Raw genomic sequence first — 21,347 nt, forward strand, 5'->3', positions numbered from 1 at the left:
ACAGTCTGGGTATAACCACAGAAACAGCCTGGCCTAACCCTGGTGCCGGATAGCTGCCTGGCAGGCCTCACCCAGGCCGGCCGGGCTCCTGGCCACCACCACTCCCGCCGCCTCCAGGGCGGCGATCTTGCCTTCCGCCTTGCCTGAACCGCCGGCGATGATGGCGCCGGCGTGTCCCATGCGCTTCCCAGGGGGGGCGGTGACGCCGGCGATGTAGCCGGCCACAGGCTTCCTCACGTGGGCCTTGATGTACTCCGCCGCCACCTCTTCCGCCGTACCGCCGATTTCCCCCACCAGGACGATGACTTCGGTCTGGGGGTCGGCCTCGAACATCTCCAGGCAGTCGATGAAATCCAGCCCCTTGATGGGGTCGCCGCCGATGCCCACGCAGGTGGACTGGCCCAGGCCCAGGTTGGTGGTCTGCCACACCGCCTCGTAGGTCAGGGTGCCGGAGCGGGAGACGATGCCCACCTTGCCCGGCCTGTGGATGAAGCCGGGCATGATGCCGATCTTGCATTCCCCCGGCGTGATGAGGCCCGGGCAGTTGGGGCCGATGAGGCTCGCCCCGTTGGCGCGGATGGCCGCCTTCACGTTGATCATGTCCCGTACCGGAATGCCCTCGGTGATGCAGGCGATGACCCGGATACCCGCGTCCGCCGCTTCCAGGATGCCGTCGGCGGCAAAGGCGGCGGGCACGTAGATCATGGTGGCGTCGGCGCCGGTCTGCCGCACCGCATCCTTCACCGTGTTGAACACGGGCAGGTTCAGGTGGCTCTGGCCGCCCTTGCCGGGGGTGACGCCCCCCACCATCTTCGTGCCGTAGGCGATGGCCTGCTCGGAATGGAAGCTGCCCTGCTTGCCGGTGAAGCCCTGGCAGATGACCTGGGTGTCCTTGTTGATGAGGATGCTCATTGCGCTTTCTCCACAGCAAGCTTCGCCGCTTCAGTCAGATCGTTGGCGGCCAGGATGGCCAGGCCGGAGGCCGCCAGCAGTTCCCGGCCCTTCTCCGCGTTGGTGCCCTCCAGGCGCACGATGACCGGCACCTTCACCCCCACCTCCTTCACCGCCTGGATGATGCCCTCGGCGATGAGGTCGCAACGCACGATGCCGCCGAAGATGTTGATGAGCACGGACCGCACGTTGGGGTCCGCCAGGATGATGCGGAAGGCCTCGGATACCGAGTCGGCCGTGGCGCCGCCGCCCACATCCAGGAAGTTGGCGGGCTGGCCGCCGGACAGCTTGATCAGGTCCATGGTAGCCATGGCCAGGCCGGCGCCGTTGACCATGCAGCCGATGTTGCCGGATAGGGCGATGTAGTTGACGTTGTGGGCGTGGGCTTCCGCCTCCTTGGCATCGATCTGGCTCATGTCCGCCTGTTCCGCCAGGGGCTTCTGGCGGTAGAGGGCGTTGTCGTCCACGCTCATCTTGCAGTCCAGGGGCAGGATGGCGCCTTCCGTGGTCACCACCAGAGGGTTGATCTCCAGCAGGGACAGGTCCTTCTCCAGGAACACCCGGTACAGGGTCTTCACCAGCTTCACGAAGGCGCCGATCTGCTCGCCCGCCAAACCCAGGCCGAAGGCCAGGTTGCGGCCCTGGTAGTCCATGAGGCCGGTGACGGGGTTGACCCATTCCTTGAGAATCTTCTCAGGAGAGGTGCGGGCCACCTCCTCGATCTCCATGCCCCCGGCGGCGGAGGCCACCAGGCCAATGCGCTCGGCGGCCCGGTCCACGGTGATGGACAGGTACAGCTCCCGGGCGATGGGCAGGGTCTCCTCGATGAGCAGGGCGTTCACCGGCTGGCCGTCCGGGGCGTTCTGGTAGGTCACCAGGCGGCTGCCCAGCAGGCCTGAGGCGAATTGCTGGAGTTCGGCATCGGCGCGGCACACCTTCACGCCCCCTGCCTTGCCACGGCCGCCAGCATGGATCTGGGCCTTGGCCACCAGAGGCAGTCCGCCAAGTTCCGCCACGGCCGCGCCGCAGCCCTCGGCATTGTTGATGACCGTGCCCCGGGGCGTGGGCACGCCGTAGTCCCGCAGCACGGCCTTGGCCTGGTATTCGTGCAGATTCATGATGGTTATGTGGGTTTGAAGGAAAACATGCATTTTCCGGCAAACGCCCGTCCCTTGCCACGGGCATGCGTGGACACCTTGTGCCGGCTGCTATGATTTCAGCCTCTCTGGAGCAAGAAATGACTGAAATCCTGGTTCTCTATTACAGCATGCACGGCTCGGTGAAGCAGTTGGCCCAGCACCTGGCCCACGGCGTGGAATCCGTGGCCAATTGCAAGGCCCGGGTGCGCACCGTGCCCAAGGTGATGACCGAGCGGGACGAACCCGCCAAGCTGGTGCCGGACGCCGGTGCCCCCTTCGCCTCCCTGGACGACCTGCGGGCATGCGCGGGAGTGGCCCTGGGCTCCCCCACCCGTTTCGGCAACATGTCCTCCGCCATGAAGCACTTCTGGGACAGCACCTCCGGCCTGTGGCTGGAAGGCGCCCTGGCGGGCAAGCCGGCCTGCGTGTTCACCTCCACCGCCAGCCTCCACGGCGGCCAGGAAACCACCCTGATCTCCATGATGCTGCCCCTGCTGCACCACGGCATGGTGATCGCCGGCCTGCCCTACACCAATCCGGAACTGAACCAGACCCAGGCGGGCGGCACCCCCTACGGCGCCAGCCACTGGGCCGGCCCCGATGGCAAGCGCCCCATCACCGAGGAGGAACGCCGCCTGGCCTTCACCCAGGGCAAGCGCCTGGCAGAACTGGCCTTGAGGCTGAAATGAACGAAGTGTGGCAACAAAACGGTCGCGACAACGGCGGCGACGCCCGGCGCTTCGTTCGCGCCCAGCACTCGGGTGTCCTTTCCACCCTTTCAAAACGGGTGGAGGGTTTCCCCTTCGGCTCCGTGGCCCCGTTTGTCACGGACCACAGCGGCTGCCCGATCATTCTCATCTCCACCCTGGCGGAGCACACCAGGAACCTGGACGCCGACCCCCGCTGTTCCCTCATCGTGCAGCCCTACAGCCCGGACATGCAGGTCGTGGGCCGGATCACGGTCATCGGCAGGGCCTGCCGCCTGGCGGAAAAGGACGCCCTGGGGCCGCGCTACCTGCGCATCCATCCCCAGGCCGAGGCCTATTTCTCCATGCACGACTTCAGCTTCTACCGCATCGAGCCGGTACGGGTGCGCTGGATCGGCGGCTTCGGCAAGATACACTGGGTGGAACCGACGGACTATCTGCTTGCAGAGGGCCCCCTGGCCGACCAGGAGGCAGACATCCTGGCCCATATGAATGCAGACCACGGCCACAACCTGGTGGCCTATTGCAGGCACGTCCATGGTCTGGAGGCCGCAGCCGCCGAGATGATAGGCATCGACCCGGACGGCTTCGATGTACGGGCCGACGGCCAGGTGTTGCGCTTCGACTTTCCCTCGCCCATCGCCGACGCGCAGCAGGCCCGTGGGGCCCTGGTGGTACTGGCCAAGGCCAGCCAAGCCCAGGCATGAGCGCTGCCCAGTTGCGAAACATCGCCTCGGCCAGCCTGATCGGCCTGATCCTGCTGGGCCTGGCCTGGGAACTGTGGCTGGCGCCCCTGCGTCCCGGCGGTTCATGGCTGGTGCTGAAGATATTCCCCCTGCTGATTCCCCTGTTTGGCATCCTGCGCGGCAAGGTCTATACATACCGTTGGTCCACCTTGCTGATCTGGCTTTATTTCACCGAGGGCAGTGTGCGGGCCTGGACCGATGCGGCACCCAGTTCTTGGCTGGGCCTGATGGAAGTGGTCCTCTCGCTGGTCTTCTTCCTTTCTGCCGCGTGGTATGCCCGCAACGCGAAGAAACGCTAAGCAGCTGACTTGTTGACCGAGATCAATGTCGGATACGCGTATCCAGATAGGATGCATGCCTGTAAAATTAGCGTCTGCTTATAGAGATTTTCTTTCAGGAGTCGTCCCATGACCAATGTGAACTTCGTCCACTTCAAATTCCTGCCCATGTCCATGCGGGTGCTGTTCAGCATGGTGCTCCTGGTATTCGGCACCGGCTACCTCATGGCCATGATCCAGGTGTGGGAAAACCACGCGGGAAAGGACGGCGACCCCATGCTGTCCGCCAAGGACCTGATGATTTCATACAGTGGCAATCCCGAAGGCACCAAGCTGGAAACCGCCCTGCGGGCCTCCATGGCCGACATGCTGCCGGCTGAAAAGCGCCAGGTGATCTTCGATTGGCTCCACGCAGGCGCCGTCCAGGAGGAATTCGAGGCCAAGATCAATCCCATCCTGCAGGAACATTGCGTGATGTGCCACAACCCGGACGCCAACCCCCACCTGCCAAACTTCTCGAGCTACGAGGGCGTGGCCAAGGTTGCAGCCAAGGACGAGGGCATGAACATCCATACCCTGGTGCGGGTCTCCCACATCCACCTGTTCTCCATCACCTTCATCTTCTTCATCGTCGGCTACATCTTCACCCACGCCTATGTGCGTCCCACCTGGCTGAAGTGCCTGCTCATCGCGGCCCCCTTCGCGGTGCTGATCACCGACGTGGCCTCCTGGTACCTGACGAAGATCTGGAGCGGATTCGCCTGGATCGTGATCATCTCCGGCGCCATCATGGGCATGTCCTTCGCTACCATGTGGGTCATCTCCATGTGGCAGATGTGGCTGGGCAAGGTGCCCGCCGGTGTAAGCGATTCCGGCCAGGTGCCTTGTATCCACGGCGGCGACTGATACCCGCCCGCCAAGTAAAACGGGCAGCCCGCGGGCTGCCCGTTTTGCTTCCTGACCCTTACCTCCTCACACCTGGGGATGGGCCCGCTCCTCCGCGCCGAACAACTTGTTCAAGGCATTGAGATAAGCCTTGGCGGAGGCGATGACGATGTCCGTATCCGCCCCCAGGCCGTTGACGATGCGACCACCCTTGGACAGCCGAACCGTCACTTCGCCCTGGGCATCCGTGCCAGTGGTGATGTTGTTCACCGAATAGAGCAACAGGTCGGAACCGCTGCCCACCATTTTCTCGATGGCCTTGAAAGAAGCGTCCACCGGGCCGCCACCCAATGCATCCGCCCGCAGTTCCTCGCCATTGTCGGACAGCACCACATGGGCGTGGGGCGTCTCGCCGGTCTCTGAGCACACCCGGAGAGAGGCCAGCTTGAAGCGGTCGCAGGATTCGAAGGTGGCATCGTCGGACACCAGGGCATGGAGGTCCTCGTCGAATATCTCGTGCTTCTTGTCCGCCAGGTCCTTGAAGCGGGCAAAGGCAGCGTTCCAGTCCTCCTCCGTGGCCAGTTCGATGCCCAGTTCCTTCAGGCGCGTCTTGAAGGCATTGCGGCCTGAATGCTTGCCCAGGACCATCTTGTTGGCGGTCCAGCCCACGTCCTCCGCCCGCATGATCTCGTATGTCTCCCGATGCTTGAGCACGCCATCCTGGTGGATGCCGGACTCATGGGCGAAAGCGTTGGCGCCGACGATGGCCTTGTTGGGCTGCACGGCAAAGCCGGTGATGCCCGAAACCAGGCGGGAAGCCGGGACGATCTGGGTGGTATCGATGCGGGTTTCGCAGGGAAAAAGGTCCTGGCGGGTGCGCACCGCCATGACGATTTCCTCCAGGGCGGCGTTGCCCGCCCGCTCCCCCAGGCCGTTGACGGTGCATTCCACCTGGCGGGCGCCGTTCAACACAGCGGACAGGGAGTTGGCCACCGCCAGGCCCAGGTCATTGTGGCAGTGGACCGAGAAGATGGCCTTGTCGGAGTTGGGGATGCGCTCCCGCAGGGTACGGATCAAGTCGCCGAACTGGCCGGGCAGGGCATAGCCCACCGTGTCGGGGATGTTGAGGGTGCGGGCGCCCGCGTCGATGACCGCCTCCAGCACGCGACAAAGGAAGTCCGGCTCGGAACGGCCCGCATCCTCGGGAGAGAATTCCACGTTGTCGGTAAACTGCCGCGCCCATTGCACCGCCTTCACGGCCTGCTCCACCACCTGGTCCGGCGACATGCGCAGTTTTTTCTCCATGTGGATGGGGCTGGTGGCGATGAAGGTGTGGATGCGGCCGGAATTGGCGCCCTTGAGGGCCTCGCCGGCCCGGGCGATGTCTTTTTCCAGGGCCCGGGCCAAGCCGCAGACGGTACTGTCCTTGATGCTGTCGGCCACGGCCTTCACCGACTCGAAGTCGCCGTTGCTGGCGGCGGGGAAGCCCGCTTCGATGACGTCCACCCGCATGCGCTCCAGCTGCCTGGCAATGCGAACCTTTTCCTCCTTGGTCATGGACGCGCCGGGACTCTGCTCGCCATCGCGCAAGGTGGTGTCGAAAATGATCAATGAATCCTTCATGGTGTGCTCCATGCCTTCAAGTCGATTGCCGGTTTTCCCCAAGTCTGTTCCCCGGGAAGGAAAACAGTGGAGATACGGCTGTTCCACCCATACCTGGGGTGGTCAGGAACGCAATTCGGAAAACGGGGGGAAAGTAGATTATTGCCCGCGCAGGGGCAGCAGCAGCCGGGTGGCCAGCCGCATGAGGGTGCAGATTTGCACAGATGTGAATATGTCGCGCATGGCGCCGAATATAAATGCCTATTTCGCCGGGGGCAAGGTATTCGATGCTTCGGCCCCGGATTTGCGTCCAAGGCGTCGCTTCACCCACAGGGCATAACCTGACAGGCCATAACCCAGGAACAGCAGGAACAGGATGATGGGCGGGTCGATGGACACCAGGCTGAAGGCCAGGGCCACCAGCACGATGACGACGAAAGGCACGCTGCGCTTGAGGTTGATGTCCTTGCCGCTGTAGAAGCGGAAGTTGGAGATCATGGAAAGACCCGCGAACAGCGTGACGCCCCAGGCCAGCCACCGCACCTCCTGACCGGTCACGTGGTTGTCCACCATGACCCAGACGAAACTTGCTGCCAGGGCCGCCGCGGAGGGGCTGGGCAACCCCAGGAACCAGTGCTTGTCCTGCACAGCCAGCATGGTGTTGAAACGGGCCAGGCGCAGGGCCGCGCCAGCACAGTAGACGAAGGCGGCGATCCAGCCCAGCTTGCCCATGCCCTGCAGGGCGAAGCTGTACATCACCAGGGCCGGTGCCACGCCAAAGGACACCATGTCCGAAAGGGAGTCATATTCCGCGCCGAAGGCGCTCTGGGTGTTGGTGAGCCGGGCCACCCGTCCATCCAGGCCATCCAATACCATGGCCACGAAGATGGCCACCGCCGCAGACTCGTAGTGGCCGTTCATGGCCTGGACGATGGCGAAGAAGCCGGCGAATAGGGCGCCCGTGGTGAACAGGTTGGGCAGCAGGAAGATGCCGCGCCGGCGGGGCTTGCCTTCCTCCTCCACCAGATCCACTTCAGCCTTCTGGTCGTCCGGGGCGCCTGTCATGGATCAGAGTTGGGCCAGCACGTCATTGGACGCCTGCACCTTGTCTCCGATGGAAACCCGGGGCTTGGCATCCGTGGGCAGATAGACGTCCACCCGGGAACCGAAGCGGATGAAACCGTAGCGCTGCCCCCGGTTGAATTGGTCGCCGGGCTTGGCATAGCACAGGATGCGCCGGGCGATGAGGCCTGCCACCTGTACGCAGGTTACGTCCTTGCCGTCCCGGGTCTGGAACCACAGGGCATTGCGCTCGTTTTCGGTGGAGGCCTTGGCCAGGTCGGCATTGATGAACTTGCCCGGGTTGTACCAGTGACCTTTCACCTCGCCGTCCACCGGCGCACGGTTGGAATGCACGTTGAAGACATTCATGAACACGCTAATCTTCAGGGCACGACGCTTCAACCAGGGGTCGTCAGTCTCCTCTACGGCAACGATGCGTCCATCCGCGGGAGACAGCACCAAGCCTTCGCCCCCAGGCGCAAAGCGCGCCGGATCGCGGAAGAACTGCAATACGAAAAGGCTGATCACCCAGCAAGGCAATGCCCATCCCCAGCCGCTGGCGAAGGTGACGATGACGGAAGCCCCCAGCGCCAGCGCCAGGAAAGGCCAACCTTCACGGGCAATGATGGGATGGGGCCAGGGGGCCTTGGCGGGAGGGGCTACACCGATGCACATGGAGATATCTTTGGACAGTAGTCAGTCTGCAGCCGTCGCCTATAAGCCGGCGACGGCTGGGAACTGCCGGCTGCCGCCTTAGTTCCTGGACTTGTCCACCAGCTTGTTGGCCTTGATCCAGGGCATCATGTCGCGCAGTTTCTCGCCCACCACTTCGATTGGGTGTTCGGCGGTGAGGCGGCGACGGGCAGTCATGGCAGGGTAGTTGGTCTTGCCTTCCAGGATGAACTGCTTGGCGTACTCACCGGTCTGAATGCGCTTCAGGGCATTGCGCATGGCGGCGCGGGACTGCTCGTTGATGACCTCGGGGCCGGTCACGTACTCACCATACTCCGCGTTGTTGGAGATGGAGTAGTTCATGTTGGCGATGCCGCCTTCGTACATCAGGTCGACGATCAGCTTGAGTTCGTGCAGGCACTCGAAGTAGGCCATCTCGGGGGCGTAGCCCGCCTCGGTGAGGGTCTCGAAGCCCATCTTCACCAGTTCCACGGCACCGCCGCACAGTACGGCCTGCTCGCCGAACAGATCGGTCTCGGTCTCCTCGCGGAAGTTGGTCTCGATGACGCCGGCCCGGGCACCACCGTTGGCGGCGGCATAGGCCAGGGCGATGTCCTTGGCCTTGCCGGACTTGTCCTGATAGATGGCGATGAGGGAGGGCACGCCACCGCCTTGCAGGTAGGTGGAACGCACGGTGTGGCCGGGGCCCTTGGGGGCCACCATGATCACGTCCAGATCGGCGCGGGGCACGATCTGGTTGTAGTGCACGTTGAAACCGTGGGCGAAGGCCAGGGTGGCGCCCTTCTTGATGTTGGGCTCGATCTCGTTGCGGTAAACGTCAGGCTGTTGCTCGTCGGGCACCAGGATCATCACCACGTCGGCGTCCTTCACCGCCGCGCCCACTTCCTTCACCGCCAGGCCCGCCTTCTTGGCCTTGTCCCAGGAGGCGCCGCCCTTGCGCAGGCCCACGGTTACCTTCACGCCGGAGTCCTGCAGGTTGTTGGCGTGGGCATGTCCCTGGGAGCCATAACCGACGATGGTGACCTTCTTCTTCTTGATGAGGGAGAGGTCGCAGTCTTTCTCGTAATAAACCTTCATGGGACGTCCTTTCTGACAATCAAACTTTCATGATGCGGTCGCCCCGGCCAATGCCCGAGGCGCCGGTTCGAACGGTTTCCAAAATGGCGGTGGCATCCACGGCCTCCAGGAAGGCATCCAGCTTGGAGCCTGGACCGGTGAGCTCGATGGTGTAGGTCTTGTCAGCCACATCGATGATGCGGCCGCGGAAGATGTCCGTCATGCGTTTCATTTCTTCCCGCGACTCGTTGGTGTGGGTACGCACCTTCACCAGCATGAGTTCCCGCTCGATGTGGCTGCCATCGGTCAGGTCCTGGATCTTGACGATGTCCACCAGCTTGTTGAGCTGCTTGGTGATCTGCTCGATGACTTCATCCGAGCCCCGGGTGACGATGGTCATGCGGGACAGGGTGGCATCCTCGGTGGGGGCCACGGTAAGCGACTCGATGTTGTAGCCCCGGGCTGAGAAGAGTCCAGCCACCCGGGACAGGGCCCCGGCTTCGTTTTCCATCAGGAGGGAGATGATGTGCCGCATATTACCGTGCTCCCTCACTCGCTACTGCTCGTTGCCCCCCGAGGGGGCGTTCGCCTGACTTGAGGCGGCTCTGCGTCAGTCTCATGTTTACACCAAGATCATTTCAGACAATCCCTTGCCGGCCGGGATCATGGGATACACGTTTTCTCGGGGATCGGTGAGGAAGTTGATGAACACCAGGCGGTCCTTGTACTTGCCGAAGGCATCCCGCAGGGCTGGCTCCACGTCTTCAGGCTTCTCCACCTGGATGCCCACGTGGCCGTAGGCTTCGGCCAGCTTCACGAAATCCGGCAGGGAGCCCATGTAAGACTCGGCATAGCGTTCTTCGTAGAAAAACTCCTGCCACTGCCTCACCATGCCCAGGTATCCGTTGTTGAGCAGGATCACCTTGATGGGCAGCTTGTGCTCGAGGCAGGTGGACAGTTCCTGGATGTTCATCTGGATGCTGCCCTCGCCGGTGATGCAGGCCACCATGGCGTCAGGGTGGGCGAACTGCACGCCCATGGCGGCGGGCAGGCCGAAGCCCATGGTGCCCAGCCCACCGGAGTTGATCCAGCGACGGGGCTGATCGAACTTGTAGTACTGGGCCGCCCACATCTGGTGCTGGCCCACGTCGGAGGTGACGTAGGCCTGGCCGCTGGTCACCTCGTAGAGCTTTTCCACCACGAACTGGGGCTTGATCACCTTGTCGCTCTGCTCGTATTTCAGGCAGTCCTGGGCCCGCCACAGCTCGATCTGGGCCCACCAGGCCTTGAGGGACTGCTCGTCCGGCTTGTCCTTCTCCGCCTTCAGGAGCTTGATGATCTCCTCCAGCACGTGGGCCACGTCACCGACGATGGGCACATCCACCTTGACCCGTTTGGAGATGGAGGAAGGATCCACGTCGATGTGGATGATGCGGTGGTGCTCGCTGCCGAAATGCTTGGGGTTGCCGATGACCCGGTCGTCGAAACGGGCGCCCACGGCCAACAGCACGTCACAGTGCTGCATGGCCATGTTGGCTTCGTAGGTGCCGTGCATGCCCAGCATGCCCAGGAAAAGTGGATCGGGAGAGGGATAGCCGCCAAGGCCCATGAGGGTGTTGGTGGTGGGATAGCCGAGGAGCCGTGTCAACTCCGTCAACTGCTTGGCCCCATTGCCCAGCACCACGCCACCGCCGGTGTAGAGGACCGGGCGCTTGGCCTCCAGCAGCATCTGCACCGCCTTCTTGATCTGGCCGGTGTGGCCCTTCCAAGTGGGGTTGTAGGAGCGCATGGATATGGTCTTGGGATAGTGATAGGCACACAGGTGCTGGGTCACGTCCTTGGGAATGTCCACCACCACCGGGCCAGGCCGGCCGGTGGCTGCTATGTAAAAGGCCTTCTTGATGGTTTCCGCCAGCTGGTGCACGTCCTTCACCAGGAAGTTGTGCTTCACGCAGGGCCGGGTAATGCCAACGGTGTCCACTTCCTGGAAGGCATCCATGCCGATGGCGGCGGTGGGCACCTGGCCCGTCAGCACCACCATGGGGATCGAGTCCATGTAGGCCGTGGCGATGCCGGTGACGGCATTGGTGGCACCTGGGCCCGAAGTCACGATGGCCACCCCGACCTGGCCGGTGGAGCGGGCATAGGCATCGGCGGCATGCAGTGCAGCCTGCTCGTGACGCACCAGGATGTGCTGGAAGTCATCCTGCTTGTAGATCTCGTCGTAGATGTTCAGCACCGCGCCGCCGGGATACCCGAAAACGTGCTTCACACCTTCGTCGCGCAAACAGCGGACAACTATCTCCGCTCCGGTCAACTCCGTGTCGGCCATGGCAAGGAATTCTTAATATTCGGAAAAGCTTGAAACACTATCGATTGGCATGGGACCGGTCAAGCAAGGCCGATGTCCAAGCGACACACCTGGGCAAACAAAAAGGGGCTTGGCACTGGCCAAACCCCTGTATTTGGTGGGTGGTGGGGGATTCGAACCCACGACCAACGGATTAAAAGTCCGCTGCTCTACCAGCTGAGCTAACCACCCTAGAAAGACCGCGATTATTCAAAAAAACCGCAGCCAGGTCAACTCGTTCAGTAGGTCACAGTGCGATTATTCCTGCTGCGCCGCACTGCGGGCTTCTTGCTGGTGCGACTGCGGGTGATGGTTTTGCCGGTATTGGTGATGGCGTTCGCTTCCACCGCGTCGGGCTTGCTGTAGGTCACTTCCTGAATGGGGCTCTCGACGGCGGGCGCTTCCGATTGCTTTCCTTCCACCACTTGGGTCTGGGGGTTCTTGCCCTTGTAGGCCTCCATGAAGGCCAGCACCTTGTTCATGCGAACCTGTCCAGGAATGAACATCACGATCTCCCCGTTGGGATCGTAAATGTAAGAAGTGGGGTAGAAGTCCACCGGCCCCACCTGACGGAAAGGGCTATCCTGATTGCGGCGGGAACCCCCGGCAACGATGCTGTTGAAGTCCAGGTTGTGTCGACTGGCGGCTTCACGCACGGCGTTCTCATCGGGACCGTAATCCAGGCCGACGCCAATGACCACGAAATCCTTTCGCTTGTTCAACTCGTTGAGCGTGGGAACCTCCACCCAGCACAACGGGCACCAGGGCGCCCAGAAGTTCACCAGCACCCACTTGCCTTTGAAGTCCGAGAGCCTCAGGCTTTTTCCATTGATATCCGTGAACTGGAAATTGATTGCCTTGGTGCCTGCCAAGCTCGGATTCACCCACATCACGGTAGTCACCAAGCCCAGCAGCAATGCACCCAAAAATTTCCGCATCATCATCCTTTCAGGTAGCGCACAAACGTACACCCTATATGACCATTCTATCGACAGGAAAATGCCGTAATTGAATAAAACTTTTTGATCATGCAGACCGCATAATCAAATAGTACTGAACTTTCATGGTAATAGCGGCGCCAGCCACAATACCGAAGAAGGCGATGAACGAGCTGATAGCCAGGGTGGACACGCCCGTGACCGCCTGGCCGATGGTGCAGCCCATGGCAGCGATGCCCCCGAAGCCCATGAGTATGGCCCCCATGATATGGCGGAACATGTCCTGGGGCGAATTGAAATATTCCCAGCGAAAGCTGCGGTTGAACACGGAATAGATGAAGGAACCGATCACTACGCCAAACACGCTGGCCACTCCGAAGGTTACGTGCTTGTCCCGCCAGTAGGCCCACAGGTCCATGGTGTAGGCCAAGGGCCCCACAAACGTCATGGATTCCGCAAGCTTCGAATCCGTCCCCACATAGGTGCGTTCCATGAATTCGTTCTCGGAGAATCCCAGATGGCCCGTCACATACCAGCCGGCCGCCACCACCAGGCCCACCACGACGCCCGCCAGGATGTTATCCCGGTTTTCCCTGAATTCCTTGCTGGAAAACACGAAGGCCAGGATCACCAGGGAAAGTATGACGGCGAAGGAGATTTGTGAAACCGTGTCTGCCATGCCAAACAGGCTGGGCAGGGTCTGCATGCCGTCCAGATGCACCGTGAACATGTCCGCCCGGAGGATGCTATCCAGGGGAATGCGCAGGACGCCATTCATGGTCACCAGGGCGGAGTATCCCAGGAACATGAATACCACCACCGACTTAAGGTTGCCACCTCCCAGCCGCACCAGCGTGCGTTGGCCGCAACCACCGGCCAGGGTCATGCCCACGCCGAAGATCAAGCCCCCTGCCAAGGCACCGAACCAGTGCACCGTCCCCCGTGTGTAGAAGGTCTGGGCAATATCGAAAAAACCCAGGTAGACCAGCAGATTGGCGCCCAGGATGGCCAAGGCAATGGCCAGCAGCCAGGCTCTCATGCGCCCCCACTCGCCCATGTTCACCACATCGGAAACGGCCCCCATGGTACAGAAACTCGTCTTGTTAGCCACATAACCGAAAACAAGGGCCAGGAAGAAACCCAGCCAAGCAACCAAGGATGCAGGATTCTGAATTTGCTCCATTAAATATCTCCTCTCGGGCCTTCTTGTCGTTTAGTGGGTGGGATTATAGGGGCGCGCTTTACATCATGGGTCAATTGAAATACCGCGTTGGGTCAGGCATGCCCAGCGCTTCGAATCCCTGGCGCCGCAAGCGGCAGGAATCACAATGACCACAGGCACGCCCATCGGCGTCGGCCTGGTAGCAGGAAACCGTGAGGCTGTAGTCCACGCCCAGTTCCAGCCCCAGTTGGATGATCTCTGCCTTGGTAAGTTGGATAAGGGGCGCCTCCATACGTATGGAACGCCCTTCCACGGCACGCTTGGTGGCCAGATCGGCCATTTTCTGAAATGCGCTCACATACGCCGGGCGGCAATCGGGATAGCCGGAGTAATCCACCGCATTCACGCCGATGTAGATGGCTTCGGCATCCAGCGCCTCCGCCCATCCCAGGGCCAAGGCCAGCATGATGGTGTTCCGGGCCGGCACGTAGGTCACGGGAATCCCCTCGGCGGGGCCATCCTCAGGCACGGCGATGCTGGTATCGGTGAGGGCACTGCCGGCCATGGGCCCCATGTCGAGACGCATGACACGGTGCTCCGCCGCGCCCAAGTGCCTCGCCACGGCCCGGGCCGCTTCCAGTTCCACCCGATGGCGCTGGCCATAGTCCAGGCTGAGGGCGTGGCAACCGTGTCCCGCGTTGCGGGCCACCGCCAGGGCCGTGGCGGAATCCAGGCCGCCGGATAGCAGCACCACCGCCCCGCTCATCGTCCCCGGGCCTCTTGCCAGAGAATCTTGTGCAGTTGCAGCTGCAAGCGCACCGGCAAGCCGTCCCGCAGGACCCAGTCCGCCAGCAGGGCCGGCTCGACCTGCCCCCAGGCCGGAGAGAACAGGACCGGGCAACGGGCGGCAATGTCGTGTTCCCGCAGCAGGGACCTGGCCCAGAGGTAGTCCTCTTCGCCAGTCAGGACGAATTTCACCTCGTCACGGGGAGACAGGACGAAAAGATTGGCCCAGCGGTTTCGCTCCACCTCGCCCGATCCGGGTGTCTTCACATCCACGATGCGCGCAACGCGCGGATCCACACCGGAAACATCCAATGCCCCGCTGGTTTCCAGGGAAACATCCAGGCCTGCATCGCACAACCGTTCCAGGAGTTCCCCGCATCCCTTCTGAGCCAAGGGCTCGCCCCCCGTCACCGTGACATGGCGCGTGGGAAACCCCTGCACCCTGCCGATGATGGCCCCCACGTCCATCCATTCCCCTCCCTGGAAGGCGTAGTCGGTATCGCAGTATCCACAGCGCAGGGGACACCCGGTCAGGCGCACGAATACCGTGGGCAGGCCCACCCTGCTGGCCTCGCCCTGGAGGGAAAAGAATATTTCCGTGACCCGCAGGCGGGAGGGACTAGACGGGACCGGCAAGGTTACTTGAGGGTGGAAAGGAGTTTCTTGCCATTGTCCGCGGCCCGGCTGTAGGGGAAGCGTTCGATGAGTTGTTCCAGCGTGGCCGTGGCCGACGCCAGGTCCTTCATCTGCACCTGGGCCCTGGCCAGGGAAAGCATGGCATCCGGCGTCTTGGGACTGTTGGGATATTCCCCGATCAGGTGCTGGTAGCTGGCCGCAGCGCTCTCGAAGTCGGACATGCCCACGTAGGAGAAGCCGGTCCAATAATGAGCGTTGGGCACCAGGTTGCTATTGGGATAGGTCTTGGCAAAACCCTGGAAAGCGAGCACGGCATCCCTGTAGCGGCCGGACTTAACCAGTTGATGGGCCGCCTCATAGGCCCGGGTCTCGTTTTCCACGTCCCCGGCGGGTGCAGCGCCGGACGTTGGAGACATGGGTGTGCTCAAGGCCTGGGCCGGCTGCAGGCGCACGGCAGGGACCTGCGCAGCGGCGGCGGGACGGCTCTCCAGTTCCTTGATGCGATCGTCCAGATCGGCGAACAGTTCCTTGACGCGCTTGTCGGCGGTGGATTGCTGATAGGCCAGCTCCTCCTGGGAACCCCGCAGCCGGGCCACCTCGGCCTTCAGCGCCTCAACCTGGTTGAGGAGGTTCAACAGGCCCTGGTTCTGCAACTGGCTTTCCAGGCGCGACAGCCTGCCGTCCTGGGCCTGGACGCCTTTTTGCAAATCGCCCAGCTTCTGGGCCAGTTCATCCGTCGAGGCGGCCCAGCCGGACTGGGCCAGCAGTGCCAGGACTAGTAGGGGGTAACGGATAGTTTTCATTCGCCTTGATAGAGAATTTCGGTTCGACGGTTCTGTTGCCAGGCTTCTTCGTCATGCCCCTCGGCCACGGGCTTCTCCTCGCCCAGGGACACCGCCTCCATCTGGGGTTCGGACACGCCCAGCAGGGACAAGGCCTTGAATACGCTTTCGGAACGGCGCTGGCCCAGGGCCAGGTTGTATTCGCGGCTGCCACGTTCGTCCGCGTGGCCTTGCAGGATGACCTTGCTGGCGGGATTGCTCTTCAGGAACTCCGCATGGGCCTCCAGCAGACCGCGGTATTCGTCACGGATGGCGGAACTGTCGAAGTCGAACTGGATGATGCGCTTGGACAGGGGGCTGTTGGGATCCTTGAGGATGAGGGCTATGGCGGCCTGATCCCCGCCTGCCTGGGCAGCGGGACCTTCAACTGCGGCGGCGCCAGGCTGGCTGCCATCCAGGGGCTTCACTTCCGCGGAAGCTTCCGCGAGGGGACGGGTTTCCACTTTTTGCTCTGGCGCCTGGGCAGTGCCACCGGCCGGAGCCGTAGTTTCCTGGGCCGGGATGGGTTTGCCGTCAACCGGCGCCACCACCATGCCCTGGGTTTCGGCTGCTTTGGATTCTTCGGCCTTTGCCGCAGCCCTGATGCCACGATCCTCGATCACGGCGTCCTTGGGAGGCTGGTCGGCACAACCGGCCAGCAGTGCGGCCAGCGTCAAGGATATGGCTAAATACTTCATGAAAACTCCTCCAAAGATACCTAACTGTGACCCGGAAGTCGGTTGTCCTAGTGCCCCCAACTCGGCTCCCGCAGATCTCCTGACTGGGAGAGCCGCTGCTTCACCCGTCCGTCCACGCTCACCGTCGCCAGCACACCCCGCCCGTTGACCAGGGTCGCATAAAGGATCAGTCGGCCATTGGGCGCAAAACTGGGCGACTCATCGAAAGTCGTGTCCGTCAGCACCTCCATCTGGCGGTTACCCAGATCCATGATCGCCACGTGGAATCGAGCGTCGCGACGATGCACAAAGGCCAGGGTCTTGCCATCCGGAGATAATGCTGGGGATACATTGTACCCCCCCTCAAAGGTGATGCGACTCGTCTCCCCGCTTTCCAGGGAGGCACGGTAAATTTGGGGGGAGCCGCCCCGATCCGAGGTGAAGTACAGCCATTGCCCGTCAGGGCTGAAGACAGGCTCCGTATCCAGAGCCCCGCCCCGGGTGAAGCGCCGGGCCTCGCCCGATTCCAGATCCAGCAGATAGATCTGAGAGGTCTCGTCCTTGGAAAGGGTCACGGCCAGGCGGCGTCCGTCCGGCGACCAGGCCGGGGCCGAGTTGGAACCGCGGAACTTGGCCACAGCGCGGCGCTTGCCGTCCACCAGGTTCTGCACGTAGACCACCGGCTTCTTGTCCTCGAAGGAGACATAGGCCAGCTTCATGCCGTCCGGGGACCAGACGGGGGAAATGATGGGCTCCGGCGAGGCTGTTACGGTGATGGCGTTCTGGCTGTCGGCGTCCGCCACCTGGAGCTCGTAGCGGCTGCCCCGCTTGAGGATGTAGGCAATGCGACCGGAATAGGGACCCGGCTCGCCCAGCAACTTCTCGTGCACCATGTCGGCGATCTTGTGGGCCACGGAACGCACCCCCGCAAGGGTGGTGGTGTAGGACAGGGCCGTGATCTGGGTCTTGCGCACGGCGTCGAACAACCAGAAGCGGACTTCCACCCGGCCGCCCTGGGCGGGAATGACATGCCCCATGACCACGGCATCAGCGCCCTTGTTCTTCCAGTCCGGCAGGGGCAGGGCCTGGGGGTCGGACGGCGACATCACACCCTTGGGGTCCAGCATGCGGAAATAGCCGCTGCGCCCCAGGTCGTTGGTGATCACATCGCCCGGGTTCAGCCCGTCGTCCCGGGACAGGCTGAATGGCAGCACCGCCACGGGTATCTTGTTGCTGGCCCCACCGACGATCTCTATGGTCATCAATGCGTGGGCCTGCAAGGCGGACAGCAGCAAGCCAAGGGCGATTAGCAGTCGAACGGGTAAGCACATGTTTCTGATCAGCAATTCAATCCTCACAACTTCCAGGCCGGGGTCACCGGTCATCTCAATCCTGCGCCGGGGCTGCCGTCGAAGGGCCGGAACTTCAGCACCAGGCCGCCGCGAAAGACCGACGCCGCTTCCTTCTCGTTGGGCAGAGGCAGGGGCGAGGCCTTCAGGATGGCCCGCTCCACTTCCACGTCATAGGCGGCATGGCCGCTGGACTTGACCAGGGTCACATTACGGATTTCACCGTTGGCGAACAAGCTCACCTGGAACACGGCCTCCGGATTGCCGGCGATCCGCTGGGGCAGGCGCACGTAGGACTGTACCTTGGACTGGATGCGGCGCTTGAAGTCCTCCACCAGCCTGTCCCGGCGCTCCGCCCGCACGGCCTGCTCCTGCAGGACACGCATCTGGGTTTCCTCCCGCTCCAGATCCGCCTGGGCCTGGCGAACCAGTTCCTCCTCCATCTGCCTCCGCCTCTGTTCCTTCTGCCTGATCTGCTCGATGCGCTCCATTTCGGCGAATTCTTCCTGTTCCCTGCGGGTCTTTTCCTCTGCCTGGCGTTTTTCTTCCAGTTTACGAGACTCTTCCTGCTTGCGGAGTTCCTCTTCCGCCTGGCGTTTTTTTTCCTGTTCGGCCTTTTTCAGGGCGATATCCGCCTCGCGGGGCTGGGGCTCCGCCACAGGCGGCGATGCGGGCTCCGGCCGGGGAAGAGACTCCGAATCCAGGGGCACCGGTTCAGGCTCCGCGGTCAGAGGCTCCGGCAGGGTGGACCACAGGTCCGCCTCCACAGGCAGGTGGGGCAGGTTCTTCCAGGACATGCTCACCACCAGGGCCAGCGCGAACAGGCCGTGGACCACCAGGGCCAGGCTGCCCGAGGAAAAATGCTGATGGCGGGGCGCAGCAATCACGGGGCAGCGGGCTTCACCAACAGGCCGACCCTGGCCACCCCCTGGGTTTGCAGGATGTCCATGACACGCATGACGGATTCATAACGCACGTTCTTGTCGGCGGAGATGACCACCGGCTGCTTGGGGTTGAGCCGCTGCCGTGCCTGGATGGCGGCGGGCAGTCTGTCCTCGCCGACGGCCTCCCCCTCCTCCCCCGCGCCCCGGTCCCGCAGCAGCAGCGTGCCGTCTTCCCGCACCAGCACTTCCAGGGGGGCTGTTGGCGCCGTGGCGCTCTTGCTGATGCTGGGCAGCTCCACCTGGGCGGGATTGATGAAGGGGGCCGTGACCATGAAGATCACCAGCAGCACCAGCATCACGTCGATGTAGGGCACCACGTTGATCTGGTTCATGGCCTTGCGGGGACGGCGGTGGATCATGCCCGTACGGCCTCCTGCTCCAGGATGTTGGAGAACTCCTCCATGAACACGTCGTAGCGGTTGGCCAGGCGGTCGATGTCATGGGTGAAGCGGTTGTAGGCGATGACCGCCGGGATGGCGGCGAACAGGCCGATGGCCGTGGCGATGAGGGCCTCGGCGATGCCCGGCGCCACCTGGGCCAGGGTGGCCTGGGACACGTTGGACAGGCCGATGAAGGCATTCATGATGCCCCACACCGTACCGAACAGGCCCACGTAGGGCGAAACGGACCCTACCGTGGCCAGGAAGGGCAGGTAGGACTCCAGCAGGTCCATCTCCCGCTGGTAGGCGGCCCGCATGGCCCGCCGGGCGCTTTCCAGCACGGCCTGGGAGGCCACGCTGTGCTTGCGCTTCATGCGGAACTCCCGCCAGCCGGCGCGGAACACTTCCTCCATGCTGGAGCCCCGGGTCTCGCCGTCGGCCCGCTCCACGATGGCGTTGTGGCCGCCCCCCCAGAAGTCTCGCTCAAAGGACTCCGATGCTCGCAGTTCCCGCTTCAGGGTGAACAGTTTCTCGAAGATCAGCCACCAGGACAGCACCGAGGCGAACAGCAGCAGCAGCAGCACCCCTTTCACCACCCAGCTGGCCTGGGCGACGAGGGTCAGAAAGGACATGTCCTGGGCGAGGGAAATTTCCATGGGAATGAATCAGCCTGTGAAGGCCTTGGTGACGATGGACGGGATTTTAGCCGGGCGGAAGTCCGGATGCGCCACGCAGGCCACCTTGACCATGGCCTCCAGCAGCACTTCATCCCCCCGCAGGATGCGCTGGCCCATGACCAGGCTGGCCCGGTTCAGGCTCTCCAGGCGGCTCTCCACCGCCAGGCGGTCATTGAAGCGGGCCGGCCTGAGGTAGTCCGCTTCCACCCGCCGCACGACGAATACCACGCCCTCCTCCCGTGCCAGGCGGTCCTGTTCCAGGCCCAGTGTGGATAACCACTCGGTGCGGGCCCGCTCCAGGAATTTCAGGTAGTTGGCGTAATACACCACCCCACCGGCGTCGGTGTCTTCCCAGTAGACCCGCACGGGCCAGGTGAATTGCGGGTGTTCGCTCATGCTTGTAATGGATAGCGCTTGGAAACGGGCCTTGCCACCAACCGGGTTGGACCGGCGGGCGCGTCATTCGAACAACTGATCTTCCCTGCCCGGCTGGATCAGGCCGAAATGACGCCAGGCCAGGGGCTGGGCGACCCGCCCCCGGGGGGTGCGGGCCAGGAAACCCTGCTGGATGAGATAAGGCTCCAGCACGTCCTCTATGGTATCCGCCGCCTCGCCGATGGCCGCCGCCACGTTCTCCAGGCCCACGGGGCCGCCGGCGAATTTTTCCAGCATGGCGGACAGGAGCTTGCGGTCCATCACGTCCAGGCCGGCACTGTCCACCTCCAACATCTTCAAGGCAGCATCGGCCACGGCGTCGTCCACCCGTCCTCCGGCCTTCACCTCGGCATAGTCCCGCACCCGGCGCAGCAGGCGGTTGGCGATGCGGGGCGTGCCCCGGGAGCGACGGGCGATCTCGAAGGCCCCTTCCGGGGTGATGTCCACGTTCATCAGCCTGGCGGAGCGGGCGACGATGAAGCCCAGTTCCTCCGGCGTGTAGAACTCCAGCCGGGCGACGATGCCGAAACGATCCCGCAGGGGGTTGGTGAGCATGCCGGCGCGGGTGGTGGCCCCCACCAGGGTGAAAGGGGGCAGGTCCAGCTTCACCGAACGTGCCGCCGGCCCCTCGCCGATCATGATGTCCAGCTGGAAATCCTCCAGGGCCGGGTAGAGGATCTCCTCCACCACGGGAGACAGGCGGTGGATCTCGTCGATGAACAGGACGTCGTGGGGCTCCAGGTTGGTGAGCAGGGCCGCCAGGTCCCCCGCCCGCTCCAGCACGGGGCCGGAGGTCTGACGCATGTTGACGCCCATCTCCTTGGCGATGATGTGGGCCAGGGTGGTCTTGCCCAGGCCAGGGGGACCGAACAGCAGCACATGGTCCAGGGCCTCGCCCCTTTGCCGGGCCGCCTGGATGAAGATCTCCAGTTGCTCCCGGGCCCGTGCCTGGCCCACGTACTCGGCCAGGCGCTGGGGCCGCAGGGCACGCTCGAAGACCTCCTCCTCCCTGGAGGAGGGGGACGGCGCGATGACGCGCTCGGTGGGGAAGCGATCGGGCTCCAGCATTTGCT

Annotated in this window: 24 protein-coding genes and 1 tRNA gene; 4 read left to right on the plus strand and 21 right to left on the minus strand. The window is 63.1% G+C overall.

Annotated elements, in window-relative coordinates:
• Positions 1-33 precede the first annotated feature (33 nt).
• Both sucD and sucC read right to left on the minus strand, forming a co-directional pair.
• Positions 34-912 carry a succinate--CoA ligase subunit alpha gene (sucD, locus tag H6935_14850; GenBank protein MCP5279614.1) on the minus strand — a complete coding sequence of 293 codons (879 nt, stop codon included), beginning with the start codon at positions 910-912 and terminating at the stop codon, positions 34-36.
• Positions 909-2,069 (minus strand): ADP-forming succinate--CoA ligase subunit beta, encoded by a 1,161-nt coding sequence (gene sucC / locus H6935_14855; GenBank protein ID MCP5279615.1) that lies wholly within the window; start codon positions 2,067-2,069, stop codon positions 909-911. Before sucC ends, sucD begins: the two co-directional genes overlap by 4 nt.
• A gap of 119 nt (positions 2,070-2,188) precedes the next feature.
• Between sucC and wrbA the strand changes: the two genes are divergently transcribed.
• From wrbA to H6935_14875, 4 genes are all read left to right on the plus strand, one after another.
• Positions 2,189-2,779: an NAD(P)H:quinone oxidoreductase gene (gene wrbA, locus H6935_14860; GenBank protein ID MCP5279616.1), complete on the plus strand. Its 591-nt coding sequence runs from the start codon at positions 2,189-2,191 to the stop codon at positions 2,777-2,779.
• Complete coding sequence (locus tag H6935_14865; protein ID MCP5279617.1) at positions 2,776-3,504, plus strand: DUF2470 domain-containing protein; 729 nt, start codon at positions 2,776-2,778, stop codon at positions 3,502-3,504. The genes wrbA and H6935_14865 overlap by 4 nt, the downstream gene beginning before the upstream one ends.
• Complete coding sequence (locus H6935_14870; protein MCP5279618.1) at positions 3,501-3,842, plus strand: DUF2069 domain-containing protein; 342 nt, start codon at positions 3,501-3,503, stop codon at positions 3,840-3,842. Before H6935_14865 ends, H6935_14870 begins: the two co-directional genes overlap by 4 nt.
• A 108-nt stretch (positions 3,843-3,950) precedes the next feature.
• Entirely contained in the window at positions 3,951-4,727 is a 777-nt protein-coding gene (locus H6935_14875; GenBank protein MCP5279619.1) for a hypothetical protein, read from the plus strand.
• A gap of 66 nt (positions 4,728-4,793) precedes the next feature.
• Here H6935_14875 and H6935_14880 read toward each other — a convergent pair whose 3' ends face one another.
• From H6935_14880 to ruvB, 19 genes are all read right to left on the minus strand, one after another.
• Entirely contained in the window at positions 4,794-6,329 is a 1,536-nt protein-coding gene (locus H6935_14880) for a 2-isopropylmalate synthase (protein ID MCP5279620.1), read from the minus strand.
• Positions 6,330-6,569: 240 nt separating this feature from the next.
• Entirely contained in the window at positions 6,570-7,373 is an 804-nt protein-coding gene (pssA, locus tag H6935_14885; protein ID MCP5279621.1) for a CDP-diacylglycerol--serine O-phosphatidyltransferase, read from the minus strand.
• A 3-nt stretch (positions 7,374-7,376) separates the two neighbouring features.
• Positions 7,377-8,045: a phosphatidylserine decarboxylase gene (locus H6935_14890; GenBank protein MCP5279622.1), complete on the minus strand. Its 669-nt coding sequence runs from the start codon at positions 8,043-8,045 to the stop codon at positions 7,377-7,379.
• Between the two features lie 78 nt (positions 8,046-8,123).
• Positions 8,124-9,140, minus strand: a complete 1,017-nt coding sequence (gene ilvC / locus H6935_14895; GenBank protein MCP5279623.1) for a ketol-acid reductoisomerase — start codon at positions 9,138-9,140, stop codon at positions 8,124-8,126.
• A gap of 19 nt (positions 9,141-9,159) precedes the next feature.
• A complete protein-coding gene (gene ilvN, locus H6935_14900) occupies positions 9,160-9,654 on the minus strand; it encodes an acetolactate synthase small subunit (protein ID MCP5279624.1) in 495 nt (164 codons plus the stop codon).
• A gap of 87 nt (positions 9,655-9,741) precedes the next feature.
• Positions 9,742-11,451 carry an acetolactate synthase 3 catalytic subunit gene (locus H6935_14905; GenBank protein ID MCP5279625.1) on the minus strand — a complete coding sequence of 570 codons (1,710 nt, stop codon included), beginning with the start codon at positions 11,449-11,451 and terminating at the stop codon, positions 9,742-9,744.
• 134 nt (positions 11,452-11,585) lie between these two features.
• A tRNA-Lys gene (locus H6935_14910) sits at positions 11,586-11,661 on the minus strand.
• Between the two features lie 47 nt (positions 11,662-11,708).
• Positions 11,709-12,341 carry a TlpA family protein disulfide reductase gene (locus H6935_14915; GenBank protein MCP5279626.1) on the minus strand — a complete coding sequence of 211 codons (633 nt, stop codon included), beginning with the start codon at positions 12,339-12,341 and terminating at the stop codon, positions 11,709-11,711.
• Between the two features lie 154 nt (positions 12,342-12,495).
• Complete coding sequence (locus H6935_14920; protein ID MCP5279627.1) at positions 12,496-13,590, minus strand: YeeE/YedE family protein; 1,095 nt, start codon at positions 13,588-13,590, stop codon at positions 12,496-12,498.
• A gap of 70 nt (positions 13,591-13,660) precedes the next feature.
• On the minus strand, positions 13,661-14,335 hold the full coding sequence (gene queC / locus H6935_14925; GenBank protein MCP5279628.1) for a 7-cyano-7-deazaguanine synthase QueC: 675 nt from the start codon (positions 14,333-14,335) through the stop codon (positions 13,661-13,663).
• Positions 14,332-14,991 (minus strand): 7-carboxy-7-deazaguanine synthase QueE, encoded by a 660-nt coding sequence (queE, locus tag H6935_14930; protein MCP5279629.1) that lies wholly within the window; start codon positions 14,989-14,991, stop codon positions 14,332-14,334. The genes queC and queE overlap by 4 nt, the downstream gene beginning before the upstream one ends.
• A 2-nt stretch (positions 14,992-14,993) precedes the next feature.
• Positions 14,994-15,794 (minus strand): tol-pal system protein YbgF, encoded by an 801-nt coding sequence (gene ybgF / locus H6935_14935; GenBank protein ID MCP5279630.1) that lies wholly within the window; start codon positions 15,792-15,794, stop codon positions 14,994-14,996.
• The gene (pal, locus tag H6935_14940) at positions 15,791-16,366 is read right to left on the minus strand and encodes a peptidoglycan-associated lipoprotein Pal (protein ID MCP5279631.1); all 576 of its coding nucleotides are present in this window, start codon (positions 16,364-16,366) and stop codon (positions 15,791-15,793) included. Before pal ends, ybgF begins: the two co-directional genes overlap by 4 nt.
• Positions 16,367-16,557: 191 nt before the next feature.
• Positions 16,558-17,820 carry a Tol-Pal system protein TolB gene (gene tolB / locus H6935_14945; GenBank protein ID MCP5279632.1) on the minus strand — a complete coding sequence of 421 codons (1,263 nt, stop codon included), beginning with the start codon at positions 17,818-17,820 and terminating at the stop codon, positions 16,558-16,560.
• A 50-nt stretch (positions 17,821-17,870) separates the two neighbouring features.
• On the minus strand, positions 17,871-18,725 hold the full coding sequence (locus H6935_14950; protein MCP5279633.1) for a TonB family protein: 855 nt from the start codon (positions 18,723-18,725) through the stop codon (positions 17,871-17,873).
• Positions 18,722-19,141, minus strand: a complete 420-nt coding sequence (tolR, locus tag H6935_14955) for a protein TolR (GenBank protein ID MCP5279634.1) — start codon at positions 19,139-19,141, stop codon at positions 18,722-18,724. The genes H6935_14950 and tolR overlap by 4 nt, the downstream gene beginning before the upstream one ends.
• Positions 19,138-19,812, minus strand: coding sequence for a protein TolQ (tolQ, locus tag H6935_14960; protein MCP5279635.1), 675 nt, complete (start codon positions 19,810-19,812; stop codon positions 19,138-19,140). The genes tolR and tolQ overlap by 4 nt, the downstream gene beginning before the upstream one ends.
• 15 nt (positions 19,813-19,827) lie before the next feature.
• Complete coding sequence (ybgC, locus tag H6935_14965; GenBank protein ID MCP5279636.1) at positions 19,828-20,235, minus strand: tol-pal system-associated acyl-CoA thioesterase; 408 nt, start codon at positions 20,233-20,235, stop codon at positions 19,828-19,830.
• A gap of 63 nt (positions 20,236-20,298) precedes the next feature.
• Entirely contained in the window at positions 20,299-21,342 is a 1,044-nt protein-coding gene (gene ruvB / locus H6935_14970; protein MCP5279637.1) for a Holliday junction branch migration DNA helicase RuvB, read from the minus strand.
• Positions 21,343-21,347: the final 5 nt, after the last annotated feature.

This window comes from Thiobacillus sp. (genome assembly GCA_024235835.1).
Lineage (GTDB): Bacteria > Pseudomonadota > Gammaproteobacteria > Burkholderiales > Thiobacillaceae > PFJX01.